15 protein-coding genes are annotated in these 17,967 nt (G+C 34.8%); 10 read left to right on the top strand and 5 right to left on the bottom strand.

Annotated elements, in window-relative coordinates:
- Positions 1–205 precede the first annotated feature (205 nt).
- The gene (locus AVL50_RS14620) at positions 206–697 is read left to right on the top strand and encodes a hypothetical protein (RefSeq protein ID WP_062617227.1); all 492 of its coding nucleotides are present in this window, start codon (positions 206–208) and stop codon (positions 695–697) included.
- A 21-nt stretch (positions 698–718) separates the two neighbouring features.
- A complete protein-coding gene (locus AVL50_RS14615; protein ID WP_062617226.1) occupies positions 719–985 on the top strand; it encodes a hypothetical protein in 267 nt (88 codons plus the stop codon).
- 74 nt (positions 986–1,059) lie between these two features.
- On the opposite strand, the gene AVL50_RS14610 is transcribed toward AVL50_RS14615, so the two are convergent.
- Entirely contained in the window at positions 1,060–3,288 is a 2,229-nt protein-coding gene (locus AVL50_RS14610) for a two-component regulator propeller domain-containing protein (protein WP_062617225.1), read from the bottom strand.
- A 229-nt stretch (positions 3,289–3,517) separates the two neighbouring features.
- Here AVL50_RS14610 and AVL50_RS14605 point away from each other — a divergent pair, with 229 nt between their 5' ends.
- The 3 genes from AVL50_RS14605 (at position 3,518) to AVL50_RS14595 (ending at position 7,314) form a co-directional block, all read left to right on the top strand.
- Entirely contained in the window at positions 3,518–5,407 is a 1,890-nt protein-coding gene (locus tag AVL50_RS14605) for a glycoside hydrolase family 13 protein (RefSeq protein WP_062617224.1), read from the top strand.
- Positions 5,408–5,583: 176 nt separating this feature from the next.
- Positions 5,584–6,207 carry a CoA pyrophosphatase gene (locus tag AVL50_RS14600; protein ID WP_062617223.1) on the top strand — a complete coding sequence of 208 codons (624 nt, stop codon included), beginning with the start codon at positions 5,584–5,586 and terminating at the stop codon, positions 6,205–6,207.
- Positions 6,208–6,330: 123 nt separating this feature from the next.
- Entirely contained in the window at positions 6,331–7,314 is a 984-nt protein-coding gene (locus tag AVL50_RS14595; RefSeq protein ID WP_062617222.1) for an SDR family NAD(P)-dependent oxidoreductase, read from the top strand.
- 81 nt (positions 7,315–7,395) lie between these two features.
- Here AVL50_RS14595 and AVL50_RS14590 read toward each other — a convergent pair whose 3' ends face one another.
- Together AVL50_RS14590 and AVL50_RS14585 are read right to left on the bottom strand one after the other, a co-directional pair.
- A complete protein-coding gene (locus AVL50_RS14590; protein ID WP_062617221.1) occupies positions 7,396–7,737 on the bottom strand; it encodes a hypothetical protein in 342 nt (113 codons plus the stop codon).
- 143 nt (positions 7,738–7,880) lie between these two features.
- Complete coding sequence (locus AVL50_RS14585) at positions 7,881–8,660, bottom strand: enoyl-CoA hydratase/isomerase family protein (protein ID WP_062617220.1); 780 nt, start codon at positions 8,658–8,660, stop codon at positions 7,881–7,883.
- Between the two features lie 263 nt (positions 8,661–8,923).
- On the opposite strand from AVL50_RS14585, the gene AVL50_RS14580 reads away from it, so the two are divergent.
- Complete coding sequence (locus tag AVL50_RS14580; protein WP_062617219.1) at positions 8,924–10,594, top strand: formate--tetrahydrofolate ligase; 1,671 nt, start codon at positions 8,924–8,926, stop codon at positions 10,592–10,594.
- A 61-nt stretch (positions 10,595–10,655) separates the two neighbouring features.
- Here the strand turns inward: AVL50_RS14580 and AVL50_RS14575 are convergent, their stop codons facing one another.
- Positions 10,656–12,272, bottom strand: coding sequence for a hypothetical protein (locus AVL50_RS14575; RefSeq protein ID WP_062617218.1), 1,617 nt, complete (start codon positions 12,270–12,272; stop codon positions 10,656–10,658).
- A gap of 733 nt (positions 12,273–13,005) precedes the next feature.
- On the opposite strand from AVL50_RS14575, the gene AVL50_RS14570 reads away from it, so the two are divergent.
- The 4 genes from AVL50_RS14570 to AVL50_RS14555 all read left to right on the top strand — a co-directional run bounded on the left by AVL50_RS14570 (position 13,006) and on the right by AVL50_RS14555 (position 16,014).
- Entirely contained in the window at positions 13,006–13,863 is an 858-nt protein-coding gene (locus AVL50_RS14570; protein ID WP_062617217.1) for a helix-turn-helix domain-containing protein, read from the top strand.
- 62 nt (positions 13,864–13,925) lie between these two features.
- A complete protein-coding gene (locus AVL50_RS14565) occupies positions 13,926–14,351 on the top strand; it encodes a DUF4345 domain-containing protein (RefSeq protein WP_062617216.1) in 426 nt (141 codons plus the stop codon).
- Positions 14,352–14,373: 22 nt separating this feature from the next.
- The gene (locus AVL50_RS14560; protein ID WP_062617215.1) at positions 14,374–15,297 is read left to right on the top strand and encodes an SDR family NAD(P)-dependent oxidoreductase; all 924 of its coding nucleotides are present in this window, start codon (positions 14,374–14,376) and stop codon (positions 15,295–15,297) included.
- 78 nt (positions 15,298–15,375) lie between these two features.
- Positions 15,376–16,014, top strand: coding sequence for an HAD family hydrolase (locus AVL50_RS14555; protein ID WP_062617214.1), 639 nt, complete (start codon positions 15,376–15,378; stop codon positions 16,012–16,014).
- Positions 16,015–16,141: 127 nt separating this feature from the next.
- On the opposite strand, the gene typA is transcribed toward AVL50_RS14555, so the two are convergent.
- Complete coding sequence (typA, locus tag AVL50_RS14550; protein WP_062617213.1) at positions 16,142–17,911, bottom strand: translational GTPase TypA; 1,770 nt, start codon at positions 17,909–17,911, stop codon at positions 16,142–16,144.
- Between the last annotated feature and the right edge of the window lie 56 nt (positions 17,912–17,967).

Below are 17,967 nucleotides of genomic sequence, written 5' to 3'. Positions count from 1 at the left end.
AGAAGCGTAGCCTTGCTACGCTTGTATGAGTGAAAAATAAACTTTGAAGTTTTTTGTGGGCTTCAATGATATACAGTTGTCAAAATCTTATTTTATTAAGTAATTGCGTAGCAGGCTACGCTTCTACATAAGCAATCTATTATCACACCAATAAATAAAAGACAGTAGCTCTTATTGATTTTAGAAAAGCAAACAAAAATATTTGATGAACGAAAATTTTAATTTAGCAGAATATTCTTTGTTAGAAGGAGGAATATCAATACATCTAAACCCCAATATCTTAGAAGAATATACCAAGTGGTATTTAGATAACAATTATAGGGTTTATACCATTGAAATGTTGAATCGTAAAAATGAGAATGAATATAAATATATTGCAGAACATCTAAGTTTATTTGATGCCTATGGGTGTCAGGGAGAGTTCTTAGAATATTTTGAAAATTTTATTGATTATGAATTTAGTGGTAAAGCCATCATACTTAAAAATTTTGATGATTACTTTATTAGTAACACCAATAGTGCATATATTCTCCTAGATACTCTTTCAATATTATCAAGAAAGTTATTAATAAGAGGCTATCACCTCCTTATTATTTTACATTCTAACGATCCCAATTTCCAATTAAAAAATGTTGGCGGTATTCAACCTGACTGGAATGCAAGAGAGTGGTTTACAAGTAATAGAGTAAAGCAGTAGGTTAAAAAAATTATCAGCAATATGGTGTATGTATTTATTGGAAACGGAGCAACTTTCCCAGCAGGAATCTTTAATTCTTACGTGGAAGGTGAAATGTGGATAAGCAATACTAAAGTATCAGGTATTTTGACAGAAATGCCAGTTGGAACTGGTATTTATGATTGGGCTATTGAAAATGAATTTTTTAAAATAACTAAGGAGTATCAAAAGGGAAGTAAGTTCATACAGAAATTTAGTAGTGCTTCACTAAATCATTGGTATTTTGAGAATGGTTGTTTACTTGATTGATTCAAAGTGAAAAGCTCTTTTCTCTACAAATCATGCAAAGAAAAGAGCTTTCTATATATTTAGTTTTTTGAGGTCTATCGTATTACTGCAAATTTCCCCACATTTTTCTCAACACCATCAAGGTCTGTGGCAAATATAAAATAGACTCCTGTCGCAGGTTTTGTACCGCTGTCCAATCTTAAATTCCAAGAAGTACTACCTCCATAAGATTTTCCATCCCAAACAATATTTCCTGCTGTGTCAGTGATTTTTACGCTAGCATTATCTACCAATCCATTGATCGTTAAAACACCATTATAGTTCGGTCTTACGGGACTTGGAAATACTTTTATTTTATCAATCGATCTTGAAGGTTCAGTAGCATCAGACCTGTAAGAAACTGTGCCATTGTCGGTTCCAATAAAGACCTCACCCGTTTGAGGTTGTATACCAATTGTTTTTACTTCATTAGACAATATTGGAGAATTTTCTTGGGTGAAATATTCAAATAATTGCCCGCCGTCTTTACTGAATAACCATAAGCCGTTGCCTGTGCCAATCCATTTTCTATTACCGCCATCTATGCCGTAGCTTAATACTCTTTCCCCTCTTAATAATGGAAAACCATCATATCGAGGTAATGCAACTGAGAATTCATTGACTTCTGAAGGCGAGAATCCAAAATACTCAGCACTTCCATCTTCAGTGCCAATCCACATACTTCCACTGTTGTCCATTTGAATGGTGAAAACCACATTGGAAGGAAGCCCGCCACTTGTTTGGTCAGTGGTTAAAAAACGTGTGCTTCCTTCTTTAAAAGTAAGCAGACGGTTATTTTCTAAGATAAACCAAACATCGTTTTGTGTTGAATTTTGAGTAGTGATAGCTGGGGAATTGATGCTCGAATTTCTGGTATGAGTCCATTTGCCTTCAGTGTCTCTTTGGTGAATATAAAATTGAGAACTTGTCCATAGATTTCCGAAAAAGTCGAAAGAAAGGCTTTTTAAATTTGCATCGGTTCTCCCTTCCAGCAAGAAAGGTGTTTTGATGACCTCAAAACTTTCGTCTGTGAGATTATAGGCTAAAAGACCATCTCCATTACTTGCAAAGTAGATTGTGTTATCAAATTCATTAAATGCAACACCATAAAAAGGAGCAGTAGCAGGAATGGCTACTACTGAAGTTCTATCTTGAGAGGTATAGTTGGTCCATTGTCCGTCCTCGAAGATAGAAAAACTACCTACCGTAACGTTCGGGTCGTCAGTTGATGGAATCATCACTATTTTTTCATTGGCATTGATGATTTGTCTTGTCACTGGAAATAGTGGACCTGATGGAGCAAAACCTTGGATTTCACCTCCATCGGATGAAATGGAAATCAAGCCGTTTGTATTATCAGCTACCCAGGCTCTTCCTTCATCATCATCAAGTAACTGTCTTGGAGCAGGAACTTTTGGATCGGACCAGATTGAAACCTGATCTTCTTCATCAATACGGTAAATTTCATCTGCTCCTACAAGTGTTATATCATCTCTCCAGAAATCAAGTAAATATACACTCTTGGTATAATTGAAAACGGTAGTTGAGGTGCCGTTTTCATATTTCTTTAATGCATTATCTTGGTTATTGGTGTAATATAAAGCGTCTCCTGCCCACAATGCTGACCTTGTAGAGAAAGAGGATAACGGAACAATCAAATGCCAGTTGTTAAAGTCTTGTTTATTGACATTGGGATCTGAAGATGCACTTTTAATCCCTTCATTAGAGGCAATATAGAGTGAGTCTGAACTGAATGTAATATCAAAGACTGCGTTTTCAGAACCATTTTGTCCAATAAAGTCATAAGTTTCTTCCACAGTAAAATTCTCAGTATTGATTTTTGCTACACCAAAACTGGCACAGACATATAAAAATCTGCCGTTAACTCTCAATCCATAAAATGCTTTATTGGGGTATGAAGTGTTGAGTAATGTTCTCATATTTACAATCTCATCATCCGTTATGAAATCCAGATTTCCATTTGCATAAAGAACAATCAACTGGTCCGAAGGAGCCGCGTAGCCCAATGAAAGTATATTGGTGTCACTTAATCCATCATCTTTTGTAAGAGTTGTAATGATACTGTTATTTCTTCCATAAGAAAATAGGGCATTATTGGAAGCACAAAAAACTTCATTATCTGTGATTGCCACAGAATGGGCATTACTAAAGTTGAGGTGTGAACGCCAAGTTTTTACAGGAATATTTTGTGCCCATCCAAAATTGAATGAAAAGATAAATAAAATTAGTACATTCAAGAATGTAACTTTAAAAAATGATCTCATGAAGAATATTGATGTTTAGAATTAGCAAGATAATAATCTGTTAACACTAAACTTTGAAAAATAAGGAAAATTTATAAAAATCTACTTAATGCAAACGGTTGAAATTGTTTTCAACTTTTTAATAATAATAAATCAAATTATGTTTGTTATTAGAGTATGTTTGAAAATCACTTGAAGTGAAATTTTTTGTCCAATTTACTCTAAATTAATATAGCAGAACCTCGTAAGTATGAAAATTGTAAAAGCTGGCATCGTAGCCATTTTAGTTTCAATATTGGGAATAAGTTGTACTCCGAAAGAGGAGGGGGCAACACTTGTAAAGCAAGCTAGTGTTCCTAATATGAAGCCCGCAAGTGACGTAAAATTAGCAACAGTTGAACCTGCATTCTGGTGGGCAGGTATGAAAAATGAAACAGTTTTATTAATTGTTCATGGTAAAAACATTGCAACTTCATCCGTTCAAATTGATGAAGAAGGAATTGGTATTGAGAGTGTGAATACACAAGACAATCCTAATTACTTATTTTTGAATTTAAATATTGCAAATGCAAAGGCAGGAAAGTATCCTATCAAATTTAAAGCAGGAGCAAAAGAACTGACATACGAATTTGAACTAAAGCCTAGAAATAATTCAACAAAAGCTCAGGGACTTACTTCTAAAGATGTAATGTACCTAATCATGCCGGACCGTTTTGCCAACGGCAACCCAGACAATGATTCACAAGCTGATTTAACGCAGAAAGCCAACCGTAAAGACAGAGATGGAAGACATGGTGGTGACATCGCAGGGGTTACATCAAAGTTAGACTATCTAAATGATCTTGGAGTAACTACAGTTTGGTTAACACCATTCTTGGAAAACAATCAGCCAGATTGGTCTTACCACGGTTATGCTATCACTGATTTTTATAAAGCAGATGGCCGTCATGGTACTAACGCTGAGTATAAAAACATGGTGGATGAGGCACACAAAAGAGACATGAAAGTGGTGATGGACCTTGTATTCAACCACATTGGTAATGGACATGATTGGATGAAAGACCTTCCTGCAAAGGATTGGATCCATGAGTGGAAAGAATTTACAAAGACGAATTACAAAGGTGAGGCTTTATCTGATCCAAATGCTTCTGATTTCGATAAGAAAATCATGACTGACGGTTGGTTTGACGGTCACATGCCTGACTTGAACCAAGGTAATCCTTATTTAGCAAAATATTTAATGCAAGCTTCTGTTTGGTGGATTGAGTATGCGGGTATCGATGGTATTCGTATGGATACTTATCCTTACAACAAGAAAGAAATGATGTCTGAGTGGGTAGCGTATGTGTTGAGCGAGTACCCTGATTTCTACATCGTAGGTGAAACTTGGTTGCCAGGCGCTACTTGGGAGTCGTACTGGAAAGCTGGCGGAAATAACCGTGATGGTTTTGTATCTACATTAAAATCTGTTTCTGACTTCCCAGTTTGGGACGCATTAAATAGAACATGGAGAAACAACTGGAGTATCACTGAAGTGTATAAGACATTGACTGAAGATTTCTTATATGATGATGCTAACCAAAACAAAATCTTTATGGACAACCATGATGTAGACAGAGCATTTGGTGTATTCAATAAGGATATTCCTAATATGAAATTGGCGACTTCTTTCTTACTGACAACAAGAGGTATTCCTCAAATTTTCTACGGAACTGAGATCTTGATGTCTAAAGGTGGAAACCACGGTGATTTGAGAGAAGATTTCCCTGGTGGATGGGCAGGAGATAAGCGTGATGCTTTCACTGCGGAAGGCCGTACAAAGAAAGAAAATGATTTCTTTAACTATATGCGTACGATCCTTCAGTGGAGAAGAACTTCTAAACCAATTGCAGAAGGCAAGTTAAAGCATTGGGTACCATTCAACGAAGTATATGCTTATGCTAGATATACTGACAGCGAAACGGTATTTGTGATTTTAAATAACAATAATGATGAGCAAACGTTTAATACGGACCGTTTCTCTGAAGTGTTGAAAGGAAATGCAAAAGGAAAAGATATCCTGACAGGTAAGTCTGTAACTATTGGAAGTGAATTTACAATTTCAGGAAAAACAGCAATGATTATTGATTTGGGTAAGTAATAAATTATTCAACGCAATAAAAATAGAGTTAGGGAGAAATCCTTAGCTCTATTTTTTTTGTAAATAAAATTGTAAATTAAGCATATACAAATTTTTTAAGTGCCAGAAAAAAGAAAAGATGAATTGATTTTCGATTTCAATTCTGGTACTCTATAACGAATAAACAAGGCGATTTGATGAGCGATTGGCAAGATAAATTAAGACAGAGACTATCAGAACCAAAACCTGGACGTGACGCACATGATAGAATGTCATCCTTAAAAAGACAAGATGAAACTCCTTTTGAAATACCAACAACTGCACGAAAAGCAGCAGTATTAATTTTATTGAAAGAGGAAGAAGATTCATTGATTTTTCCATTAATACAACGTCCTTCTTACGATGGTGTACACAGTGGACAAATGGCTTTTCCTGGTGGGAAATATGATGATACAGATGAGGATTTGATTGAAACGGCACTTAGAGAGTGCTATGAAGAAATTGGAGTTTGTGTGGAAAGAAGCAAGGTTTTAGGAACACTTTCAGATATTTATATTCCTCCTTCTAATATGCATGTAGTACCAGTAGTGGCCAATTACAGTGATGTTTTTCAATATAATATTGATGAATACGAAGTAGATAAAGTCGTTGAAACTTCTATCAGTCATTTACAGGATGCAAATAATTATAAGGAACATATTGTTGATTTAGACAATGGTGTGAAATTTAAGACGCCTGCATTTGATGTATATGGCCATACTGTATGGGGAGCCACTGCTATGATGTTGAGTGAATTATTAATGATCATTGAAAAAATATAGCCTATAGTACCCTTCGCTTTCAGTTGACCTAATTTACCAGTTTATTGACCCAATATTCCAATAGTGTCTTTCTTCAATGCCCGTACTTTGTAATATCAAAAATCAATAATTGCTATTACTATTATGAAAAATAAATCGAAACAAAGTACAACGGTATTCATCACGGGAGCAAATGGTGGAATGGGTCTTGAAACAACCAAAATTCTATTTGAAAAGGGATATGGTACTATTATACTGGCTTGTAGAACAGAAGAAAAAGCAAAGGGAGCTAAAGATAAAATCTTACTGGAAGCTGTAAATAATAATGGAGCAGATGCTCTGAAGACATATGGAGGTTTTGATATGAATGCTCCTCAATCTATTGAAAAAGCGGTTAGTGCACTACCTTCTGATCAGAAAATTGATGTTGTATTCTTGCAGTCTGGAGGTGTTATTTTTGGAAAAGATTTCGAATACATCCATTGGAAAGGTAAGAAAATAGAAAAAACAATCTTCCAAAATGTGATTGGTGGCTATATCGTTCTTCAAAACTTAAAAAGAAGAAATTTATTGTCAGAAAATTTCAGAGTGATTTATGCAGGGGGAGAAGGAGCAAGAGGCATTCCGGGCATGATGGATAAACCCACTTTCAACTCTCCAAAAGTATTGAGAGATTATATTGAAGGAAATCTCAAAGGGCAAAAGTATCATGATATGAATGCTATGGGAACCTCTAAATTGATGAGTGCCCTTCTTGTAGCCAAATTAGCACAAGAGGCCCAACAAGGTGAAGAATATATCTGGTTTACGCCTGGATTAACATACGGTACTAATGGCTTGGCCACAAAACCTGCTTTTGAAAGGTGGTTTTTAGAAAATGTTGGCTTTAACATCATGAAATGGTTGGGCATGGCACAAAGCCCTTTTCAGGCAGCAGAAAAATATGTTAGTGCTATTGATGGTTTGAGAGGAGAAAACGGAGATATTTTAGGTTCTCCAGAGAAGAAAACACTAGGGGCAACAGTTGATCAAAAACCAATGAATTCGGCTTTTACAGACCAAAACTTAATAGATGAATTTTACTCGATTGTACAAGAAGTTTATCCTGAATTGGAAGTGATAAGATAAATATAAATGGGGTGTCGCAAAATTAGAATAATTGGATGTCATAATTTCAATTGTAGTTTTTGCAACACCCTTTTTCATTGTCTAATTGTTATGAGTCACTACTATCAATTCTCTAATGATTGTGTTGATATTATCTCCTTCTTGTAGATAAGTCCATGCTGCTTTAGTACCTATTTTGATGTAGGCAAGAGTAGCATTATTCGATTCATAAATGTCAACATTAACCCCTCCAAAGTTCAATTGATTTTCTTTATGAAATTGATGAACATTAGTTTTCGGAAGGTTGTCAACAGTATTGTAAGCTATAATTATTTCACCATTATGATACCTACTGCTGATTCTTTTATATACTTCAGGGCCACCTTTGGCGAAAAGCTGAAATGAAAAGAAAATAATGCTAATAAGGGTAAGAATATATTTCATTGTGAGTTTTAAAAGAGATTTACAATACAATAATGTTACAATGTTACTTATTTGTGTTTAATCATAACTACTCTATTTAAAGATATTTATTTTAATTAAATGTCTTTTACTAAAGATGTGTTAAGTAATTGAAATTAAATTTATTACCATTCAATTTTTTCTTTATTTAAAAAAGCCGCAATCCCTTTTTTGCAATCTTCATTGCTTCTTGCTTTAGCATTAGAAACAACAGCCAGATTCATCGCTTCTTCCAAAGGTAGGTGCCAAGTAGAAGCAATAAGGTGTTTGGTGTCTGCTTTGGCTTGTAAAGAAGTTTCAGAGATCAATTTCTGAGCGAAATCAAAAACTTCCTCATCTAGATTTTCAGCAGAAGTAATACCGTTGATCAGTCCATAATCCAATGCTTTCTGAGCAGTGATGACTTGTCCAGACAGCAATAGTTGTTTCGCTTTTCCTTCGCCAATTTTTCTAACAAGAAAAATACTGACAATGGCAGGGATAAATCCAATCTTCACTTCTGAATAACTGAACTTGGCTCCACTCTCTGCAAAAGCAAAATCACAAACAGTAGCCAATCCGCAACCTCCCGCAATAGCGGCACCTTGAATACTCGCTATGATGATTTTTGGATAATAATAGATTTTTAAGAATAACTCTTTCAAGTGGTTGGAGTCTTCTAAGTTTTCCTCATAAGAGAAGTTTTGAAGATCTTGGATGTAAGATAAATCCGCACCCGCACAAAAAGCTTTTCCTTCTCCTGTAAGTACTACAGCTTTTACAGTGTTATCATTTTCAATAACATCTAAGGCTTCCTTAAGTTCAGAGACCAATTGATGGTTGAGTGCGTTGCGTTTCTCAGGCCTGTTCAATGAGATGTAAGCTATTTGTTGAGTTTTCTTATAGTTAATTAATTCCAACGTCATTCTATGTGTTTTTTGTTAGATGGTGATTTATAACACTTTAATTTACTATTAATATGTCTTATTTTGGCATATCAATCAATGAAAATTATTCTTGAGTGTTATTTAATTTGCTGATAATGTAATATTTACAGTTATAAAGTAAGATTAAAAATGGATAAGAAAAGTTATTTTTCACTGCATATAACTTTCTTATGTAACGCACACATTATAGTTGGAGAAACATATTAAGCATTATAAACATATTATTATTTTCCTGACGAGCTATGAAAACCGATATAGAAATCGCTAGAGAAACCGTCTTAAAACGTATTTATGAGGTAGGGAAAAGTATTGGAATTCCTGAAGAAGATCTGATTCCTTATGGTCATTATATGGCTAAAGTACCTTATGAACTACTGCAAAAGAAAAGAGATAACAAGAAGAAACTCATTCTTGTAACAGCGATCACTCCTACAAGGGCCGGAATTGGTAAAACCACTACTTCTGTAGGTTTGGCATTAGGTTTACAACAGTTAGGACACAATGCTATTCCTGCATTGAGAGAGCCTTCATTGGGTGTTTGTTTTGGCATGAAAGGCGGCGCGGCTGGAGGTGGTCACGCTCAAGTATTACCAATGGAAGATATCAACCTTCATTTTACAGGTGATTTCCATGCGATTACTTCAGCCAATAATATGATTTCTGCTTTGGTAGATAATCATCAGCATTTTGAAAGAGCTTCTGGTAAGCAGTTGAAGTCAATCAACTGGAGGAGAGTACTAGATGTAAACGACAGAGCACTTAGACAAATCGTTACAGGTTTGGGTGGTATCGGAAACGGAGATGTTGCCGAGGCAGGGTTTGATATTACACCTGCATCTGAATTGATGGCTATTTTATGTTTAGCTGAAAATAGAGAGGACCTTCAAGAAAGAATCGGTAATATCTATTTAGGCTATGATCATAATAATGATCCTGTTTATGTGAGAGATTTAGGAGTTGAAGGTGCTATGGCGGTATTGATGAAAGATGCCATTCACCCGAACTTGGTTCAGACGACAGAAAATACTCCAGCCTTCATTCACGGTGGACCATTTGCCAACATTGCTCATGGTTGTAATTCTGTATTGGCTACAAAAATGGCCATGAATTATGCGGATTACACTATTACTGAAGCAGGTTTTGGTGCTGATTTGGGTGCTGAGAAATTCTTCAATATCAAATGTAGAAAAGCAGGTCTAAATCCAGATTTAACAGTGATTGTCGCTACTTCACAAGCATTGAAACTTCATGGTGGTGTTGCTTTAGATGACATCAAATTACCGAATATTGAAGGCCTGAAACTAGGTATGAAAAACCTTGAAAGACATATTGAGAATATGCAAGGCTTTGGTCAGACAGTACTTGTTACTTTCAATCAATATGCTTTTGATACTACAGAGGAAATGAACTTTGTGGAGAAATGGTGTAATGACAAAGGTGTTGAGTTTGCGGTGAACGACAGCTTTATGAAAGGTGGTAAAGGAGCTACTGATTTAGCACAAAAAGTGGTAGACGTGATTGAAACAAATCCATCAGGACCTTTACAGTTTACTTATGATTTGGAAGATTCTATCTATGAGAAATTAGATAAAATTGCAAAGAAAATATATAGAGCAGACGGAATCAAAATGGATTCTAAAGCTTTGAAGAAGTTGAAAAGAATAGAGAAGTACGGTATGTCTGAATTGCCAGTTTGCGTAGCGAAAACGCAAAGCTCGTTTACAGATAATGCAAAGATCTTAGGAGCTCCTACGGGAGGTTTTCATATTCATTTTGAAGATTTATTAATCAATAATGGTGCAGGTTTCATTGTAGCTAGAGCAGGCAGTATCATGAGAATGCCTGGTCTTCCAAAAGAACCTCAAGCCAATAAAATTATGTTTAAAAACGGTCAGATAGAAGGCCTTTCATAAGAATAGAGTTTTACTTGATCAGTCCCCTTTTAAAAGAATATTACTTTTTGAAGGGGATTTTTTATTCTTTTGTACTCCATGTAAACCAATTGACCACTTTATCATTTTCTAATAAAAAACCGATGTTACCATGTTCATAAACAATGATAGAAAGCGGTTTCTTATTCCACCGGAAAGTTGGAAAACCATAATATTGAGATGAGACAATTTTATGGTAGTCGTCATTGAATTGAATGCCTTTGAAAGTTGAGCTCTGATTATTATCCAATGCAATAATCATTTTGATGGTTTTGCTTTTTCCTTTGTAGATGTAGTTCAATGAGGTTTGATTATCCTTATAATAAACGTAGGCCCAGTTTCCCAAGTCGATACTCTTATAAGTTGAATCACGAACAATAGTGGGAACTTTTGTATTATCAATAGATTCTTGATCAGGATTTATGGTTATAATTTGATTGATTGTATTATCATCTTCAGTAAAATAACTAGAAACCCAACTTTTGAAATCCTCAAAATACGAACTCTCTTTATTCATTTCTGCTTCTAAAACTGCAATATTGAATTGATTGATATCAGAAGTAGACGTTACTTGATCAAAAGCTTTTTGAGCATTTACATAATCTTCATTCAATGCTTTACTGATTCCTTTCATCAAATAAGCATTTTCAGATAATGTTTTTCCTTCTTTTTCTAAGAATAATTGAAGTTCATTAATTGTGCCTGAAGCACCATCTTGATTTCCACGAATCGAATAGGCACAAGCGAGGTTGATATAAGCAGTTTCGTAGTAAGGATCAATGTGGATGGCTTCTTTAAAAAACTGAATAGCTTCGTCAATCAATTTAAAATCATGATTTCTTTTTGAAAGTGTTGGCAGTTCGTTTATACGTTTTACTCTCACATCAAATTCAAAAGGATAAATATAAGGGTAAGCTTCTTGATTATTGTTTTCGTTAAGGTAAATACTCAAGTTACAAACGCCTATATTATTGTGGATAATTTTACTAGGGTAGTGGTTTAAAATAAATTCTAGGCAGTTTTTGGCTTCTTGATAATGATGTATTGCATAGAGATTTTGCCCCATCCTATAGATATTAATAAATGCATTGGTTTCATTAATAGCATTTTTGACAATCTTTTGCCTGTCTTTTAAATCAGGGTACCCCGAAAGTTTATCAGATTTGCCATATGCTTCATAGATTTTATTTAGGATAACAGGGAAAGCTTTTGGGGTATTATACCCAGCTACAGCACCAAAAAAAAGACTGAATTTATCGGCTACATCTTCTATTGCTTCTTTATCATGTTTTCTGAATTCATCGTTGAAGCCAAAGTGATCATTATGATCTTCATAATAATGACCTAATTCATGACCAATGACACATGCCAATGCACTTAGAGAATCGTTTTCCATTGTGATGCATAAATCATACGCAGCCTCGTCCAAGCAAATAGAATGTTCTTTTTCTCCCGCAAAGTACATGGCTATGTTTTTTTTGTTTTTGGTAATTTTTAATGCAGGAATTGTTCTATTATCTCCTTTTGCCATGGCAATTTTATTCAATACTTTTTCTGCAACAACATGTTTATAATGATGTTTTGGCAAGTATTGAGCATTACAAGAGAAGGCTTGTAGCAAAAAGACAAAATAAAGAACAGGATAAAAAAGTAATCTCATTATAATACTTCTTCAGTTATTTTTAAGATAGAGCTAAGTTAATGAATTGTTTAAAAGTTAAAATAATTAAAAATATCTTATTTCTGATAACATTGTGCTGTATTGTTGAACAAAGCAAATGTGAAAATGTACTAAAACAAGTTGAAGTAGTATTCATTTATTGGTGTAAGAACCGTTAGGTGTAACTTTTACAAATATCGCATGAAAACTGTAGTATCTTAATAAGAGGTGTATTGTAAATTAAATTATTATTAAGTGAATATTTAATGTTGTGATTTCTGTAGGTTGTTATCTATATTTGGTTGTCAAATTTGTAATATTTACACTTTTATTTTGACAATTTTAAAAAACACTAACTGCAATTTAGCAGTTAGTTTTATGGTGTAAAAGACTATATATCCTTGTTTTAACACATGTTAAAACTTAGGAACAACCTTTACCTTTGTAATGTCGTAAAAGATATATGTAAGAATAAGAGATTTGAAATTTTACAAGAATGGTATTTGAAGTTGAAGTTATTTCAATATTTCATTATTCTTATCAATACTTATCAAAAGTTATTTAAATTAGGATAAGTAATTCAAAAAGAGACAAATAAAGATTTTAAAAATATAAGTAATAATTCATTTCATTTCATACTAAGTTGGAGAGGTTATCATGATAATGGTAACCTCTTTTTGTTTACCTAATTTTTCGATATTTTTGGAGTACATCGATTTTCAAACTTCTGACTATGGAATATCAAGAGAAACATATTACATACAAGGGGCAACCCGTTTTTATTAAACTTTCTATGCCTAGCTTTGATCGTACATTAAAACAGTACGTAGAAAATGAAGCTTGTTTTATGTTTGTCAACAAAGGGGAAGTAGCCGTAAGAACTCCTGATGATTATTTTAAGGTGAATCGTCAACAGGGAATGTTGGCAAAGTGTTTAAATTACTTCTTTGAGCCAGTAAAAGATTCAAAGCATTGTGATGACGGTATTGAATCTGTTGGTATCTTTTTATATCCTTCTATTGTCAAAGACCTGTTTGAGTTTGATTTTACACAATCAACACATAAAGTAGATTATAATGTAAAGCAGATTCAGATTGATAAACTGTTAGAGAATTACAGAGAAAGTATCAATCTGCTATTAGAAAACCCATCACTAGCAGATGAAAGCTTAATTAAGGCAAAGCTGAAGGAGTTTATCTTATTAGTATCCAAATCTACAGAAGCACCCAATGAACTGGATTTTCTTTCAGCTATTTTTAAACCTACAGAAGTAGCCTTTAAAAAAGTGATCCAGCAAAACCTTTATACCAATTTATCCGTGGATGAATTGGCTTCTCTTACTCAAATGAGCACTTCTTCTTTTAAAAGAAAGTTTAAAGAGGTGTTTGAAGAAAGTCCAAAAAAATATATCAATACTAAGAAAATCGAGAAAGCAGTAGAATTACTTCAGAATACAAATGATAGGGTTTCTGATGTCGCTTATGATGTGGGGTACGATTCTTTGGCTACATTTAACCGAAATTTTACGGATTTAGTGGGGAAATCACCCTCTGATTTCCGTCTGGACCAAAATGAGAAATCTTTGAGCTAAAACGATCAAACACTCCCTGAATTTTCATCGACTTTTGTTTTACACAATTACAAACAGAAGTTATGAAACAATCAAAAACAATCAAGAGTTATCTCGTACTCTCAGGACTATTACTTTCATTTATAGGGGTTTCTTCATTGGTAATGCCCGTGGAAATGAAAGCCACAGGAGGAATAGACCTTTCTGGTGGAAATGTAAATGCACTCAATGAAGCTAGAGCTTATAGCGCTCTCCTTTTCGCTCTTGGATTAACGACAATCACCGGAGCATTCAATTCTAAGTTATCTTATCTCTCAACTTTAATTCCAACAGTCGTTTTCTTATCCATCGGTTCAGGAAGACTAATCAGTATACTTTCTGATGGAATGCCTGTAGAGAGCGTCATCAAAGCGACTGTATTAGAATTCATATTAGGTTTTGTAGGCTTTTATCTCTTCCAAAAGAAAAAAGTGGAAGCTAGTACACCTTTATTTTCATCCTCAATTTAATTCACCCAAAATAGATACAATCATGAACAAAGTAATAATGATCACAGGTGCCAACGCAGGTATCGGTAAAGAAACAGCTCGTCAATTAGGTAAAATCAATACCACTGAGAAAATATATTTGGCTTGTAGAAATTTAGAAAAAGCAAAAGTTGCTCAAGAAGAATTGGAGGAATTGACAGGAAGAAAGGTCTTTGAAATTATCATTATGGATGTTTCTCAACCTGATTCAGTGAAAAAGGCAATAGCACAGCTAGATACTTCTATTGATGCTTTAATTATGAATGCTGGTGGATTGGGAGGAAAAACTCCTGAAAAAGCGACAAAAGATGGTGTAACAACTATTACCGCTTCCAATTTATTAGGGCACGTTGTTTTAGTCGATGAATTGATCAAAAATGATAAGTTGAAAAATATTGCATTGTATGCGAGTTCTGAAGTGGCAAGAGGAGTAAAGAAAATGGGAATGGAGCAGTATCAACTGAAACAAGCAAGTGTGGACGAATTCACTTCACTTTTTGATGGTTCAGCTTTCGGCAAAAAGTTCGACCCTGTATTAGCGTATTCAGGGGTAAAATTGAGTGGCACATTGTGGATGTCATCAATGGCAAGAAAGTACCCAAATATAAAATTTATCAGTGTAAGCCCAGGGGGAACACGAGGTACAGACGGTTTTAATGATATGCCTTTCTTACAAAGAATCATGTATAAATATGTCGGGATGCCGATCATCATGCCACTTTTAGGCCTTTCTCATAGTTTAGAAAGTGGAGCAAAGCGATTTGTTCAAAGTATCAATAACGAAAAATTAGAGAGTGGAGTGTTTTACGCAAGTAAGAAAAATGTATTGACAGGACCTTTGGTGGATCAGAGTCCTTACTATAATGGTTTTAGTAATCCTGTATATCAGGATAATGCCAATGAAGCAATACATCGATTTATCAATTAAATTTTATAAGTATTTACTTAATTTTAAGGTGGTGAATTTTTTCATCACCTTTTTTTATGACAAACAACAAAACTGCAGATGAACTTAATCGTTTTTGATATTGATGGCACGCTGACTGATTCTGTCGAAATTCATATTGGAGCCTTTAGAAAAGCATTAAAAATACTTGGGGTAAAAGAAGAAGGGTTCAACTTTAAAACCTATAAGCATCATACGGATTCTTATATTTCAAAAGTAATTTATGAAGAGCACGTACAAAAGCCTTTTGATGCTGAGGTGCAAGCACAGTTTGGGAACATCCTCTTCTCAGAAATAAATCAACATAAAATCGAAGAAATTAAAGGGGCTTCCCAATTAATACAAAACCTCCAAAAGAATAAGAATTATGGTATTTGTTATGCCACAGGATCATTGCTTGAGCCAGCGAAACTAAAATTAGAAGCGATTGGAGCTACATATGATCCTTTACAATTAGTACCTTCAAATAATATTTACGAAAGAGAAAATATAGTTTCCAAAGCGATAGAAAATGCAAAAGAATTCTACAAAGTAGAGCAGTTTGATAAAATCTATTCTATAGGAGATGGATTATGGGATTTGAAGACAGCTCAAAACTTAGGATTAGAATTTATTGGAATAGGAGAGGAGAATGAAGCAATCATGCGTGAAAATGGTATGAAAACATTTCACATAGATTTGACCACGTTCACCCCGTAGGGGCGGTCCTATGTGACCGCCCGCCGAACCACAACAAAAACCATCGTCAAAATATTTTCTACATAAAAAAACGGCTTGAAAACTAAATTTCAAGCCGTTTTTAGTAAGCAAAAATCAATAAAAGAAATTACTTCAATTTGATTTTACGCATACGAATATTTTCAGGAGTAACCTCTACTAATTCGTCTTCTCTGATGTATTCCATACATTCTTCTAGAGAGAATTGACGTTTAGGAGCGATCTTAGAGTTGTCATCTGAACCTGCAGCACGCATGTTCGTTAATTTCTTACCCTTGATCACGTTTACTCTTAAATCCATTGGTCTGTTGAATTCACCAATTACTTGACCTTCATAGATTTCCTCAGTAGGATCTACGAAGAATACACCTCTATCCTGAAGCTTATCTAAAGAGTAAGCAGTAGGAGTACCAGTTTGGTCAGAGATGATAGCACCGTTAGTTTTCGTAGACATTTCACCTTTGAAAGGAGCGTATTCTTTGAAACGGTGAGTCATGATTGCTTCACCAGCAGTTGCCGTTAAGATGTTGTTTCTTAAACCGATGATACCACGTGAAGGAATTTGGAATTCTAAGTGTTGCATGTCACCTTTTGGCTCCATGATCAACAATTCACCCTTACGTTGAGTAGCCAATTCGATTGCCTTACCAGAAACCTCCTCAGGAACGTCAATAACTAATGTTTCAATTGGCTCGTGCTTCACGCCGTCAATCTCTTTGTATAATACTTGAGGCTGACCTACTTGAAGTTCGTAACCTTCACGACGCATTGTTTCAATCAATACGGCTAAGTGAAGAATACCACGACCATAAACAATAAATCTATCTTCAGAATCTGTAGCTTCAATTCTTAAAGCTAAGTTCTTTTCAGTCTCTTTATATAAACGATCACGTAAGTGACGAGAAGTAACAAACTTACCTTCTTTACCAAAGAAAGGAGAGTTGTTAATCATGAACAACATACTCATTGTAGGCTCTTCGATAGCCATACGAGGAAGTGGCTCAGGATTTTCTACAGTTGTGATTGTATCACCGATTTCGAAATCATCGATACCAACAATTGCACAAAGATCACCTGCGTGTACTTCTTCTACTTTCTTACGGCCTAAACCTTCGAAAGTCTGAAGCTCTTTGATATGTACTTTCTTGATTGTACCGTCAGCTTTTGCTAAACCTACAAAAGATCTCTCTTTTAAAGTACCTCTAGTTAAACGACCGATAGCGATACGTCCAACGAAGTTAGAGAAGTCTAATGAAGTGATTTGTAACTGAGGGTCACCTTCTGGAGATGGAGCTTCTGGTACAAGATCAATGATGCCATCTAATAATGGAACGATTGAATCCGTTTCATTTTTCCAGTCATCACTCATCCAGCCATTTTTAGAAGAACCGTAGAAAGTTGGGAATTCTAATTGCTCTTCAGTAGCGTCAAGGTTGAAGAACAAGTCAAATACTTGGTCATGAACTTCGTCAGGACGACAGTTTGGCTTGTCAACTTTGTTGATTACTACGATTGGTTTTAGACCTAATGAAAGGGCTTTACCTAATACAAAACGAGTTTGAGGCATTGGACCTTCAAAGGCATCAACTAATAGTAATACACTATCAGCCATTTTCAATACACGTTCTACCTCACCACCAAAGTCGGCGTGACCAGGAGTGTCAATGATGTTTACCTTTACTCCCTTGTATTCGATAGCAACATTTTTAGAAAGGATGGTGATTCCTCTTTCACGCTCTAAGTCGTTGTTATCAAGGATCAACTCACCTGTTTCTTGATTTTCGCGGAACAATTGAGCCGCGTGTAGCATTTTATCTACTAATGTGGTCTTGCCATGATCGACGTGGGCGATGATAGCGATATTACGGATACTACTCATGATAATTTTTTATGAACGTGCAAAGATAATAGAACTATTAAACTATTATAACTTTC

It is taken from the genome of Flammeovirga sp. SJP92 (assembly GCF_001583495.1).
Lineage (GTDB): Bacteria > Bacteroidota > Bacteroidia > Cytophagales > Flammeovirgaceae > Flammeovirga.
This window is presented reverse-complemented; position numbering and strand designations above follow the sequence as displayed.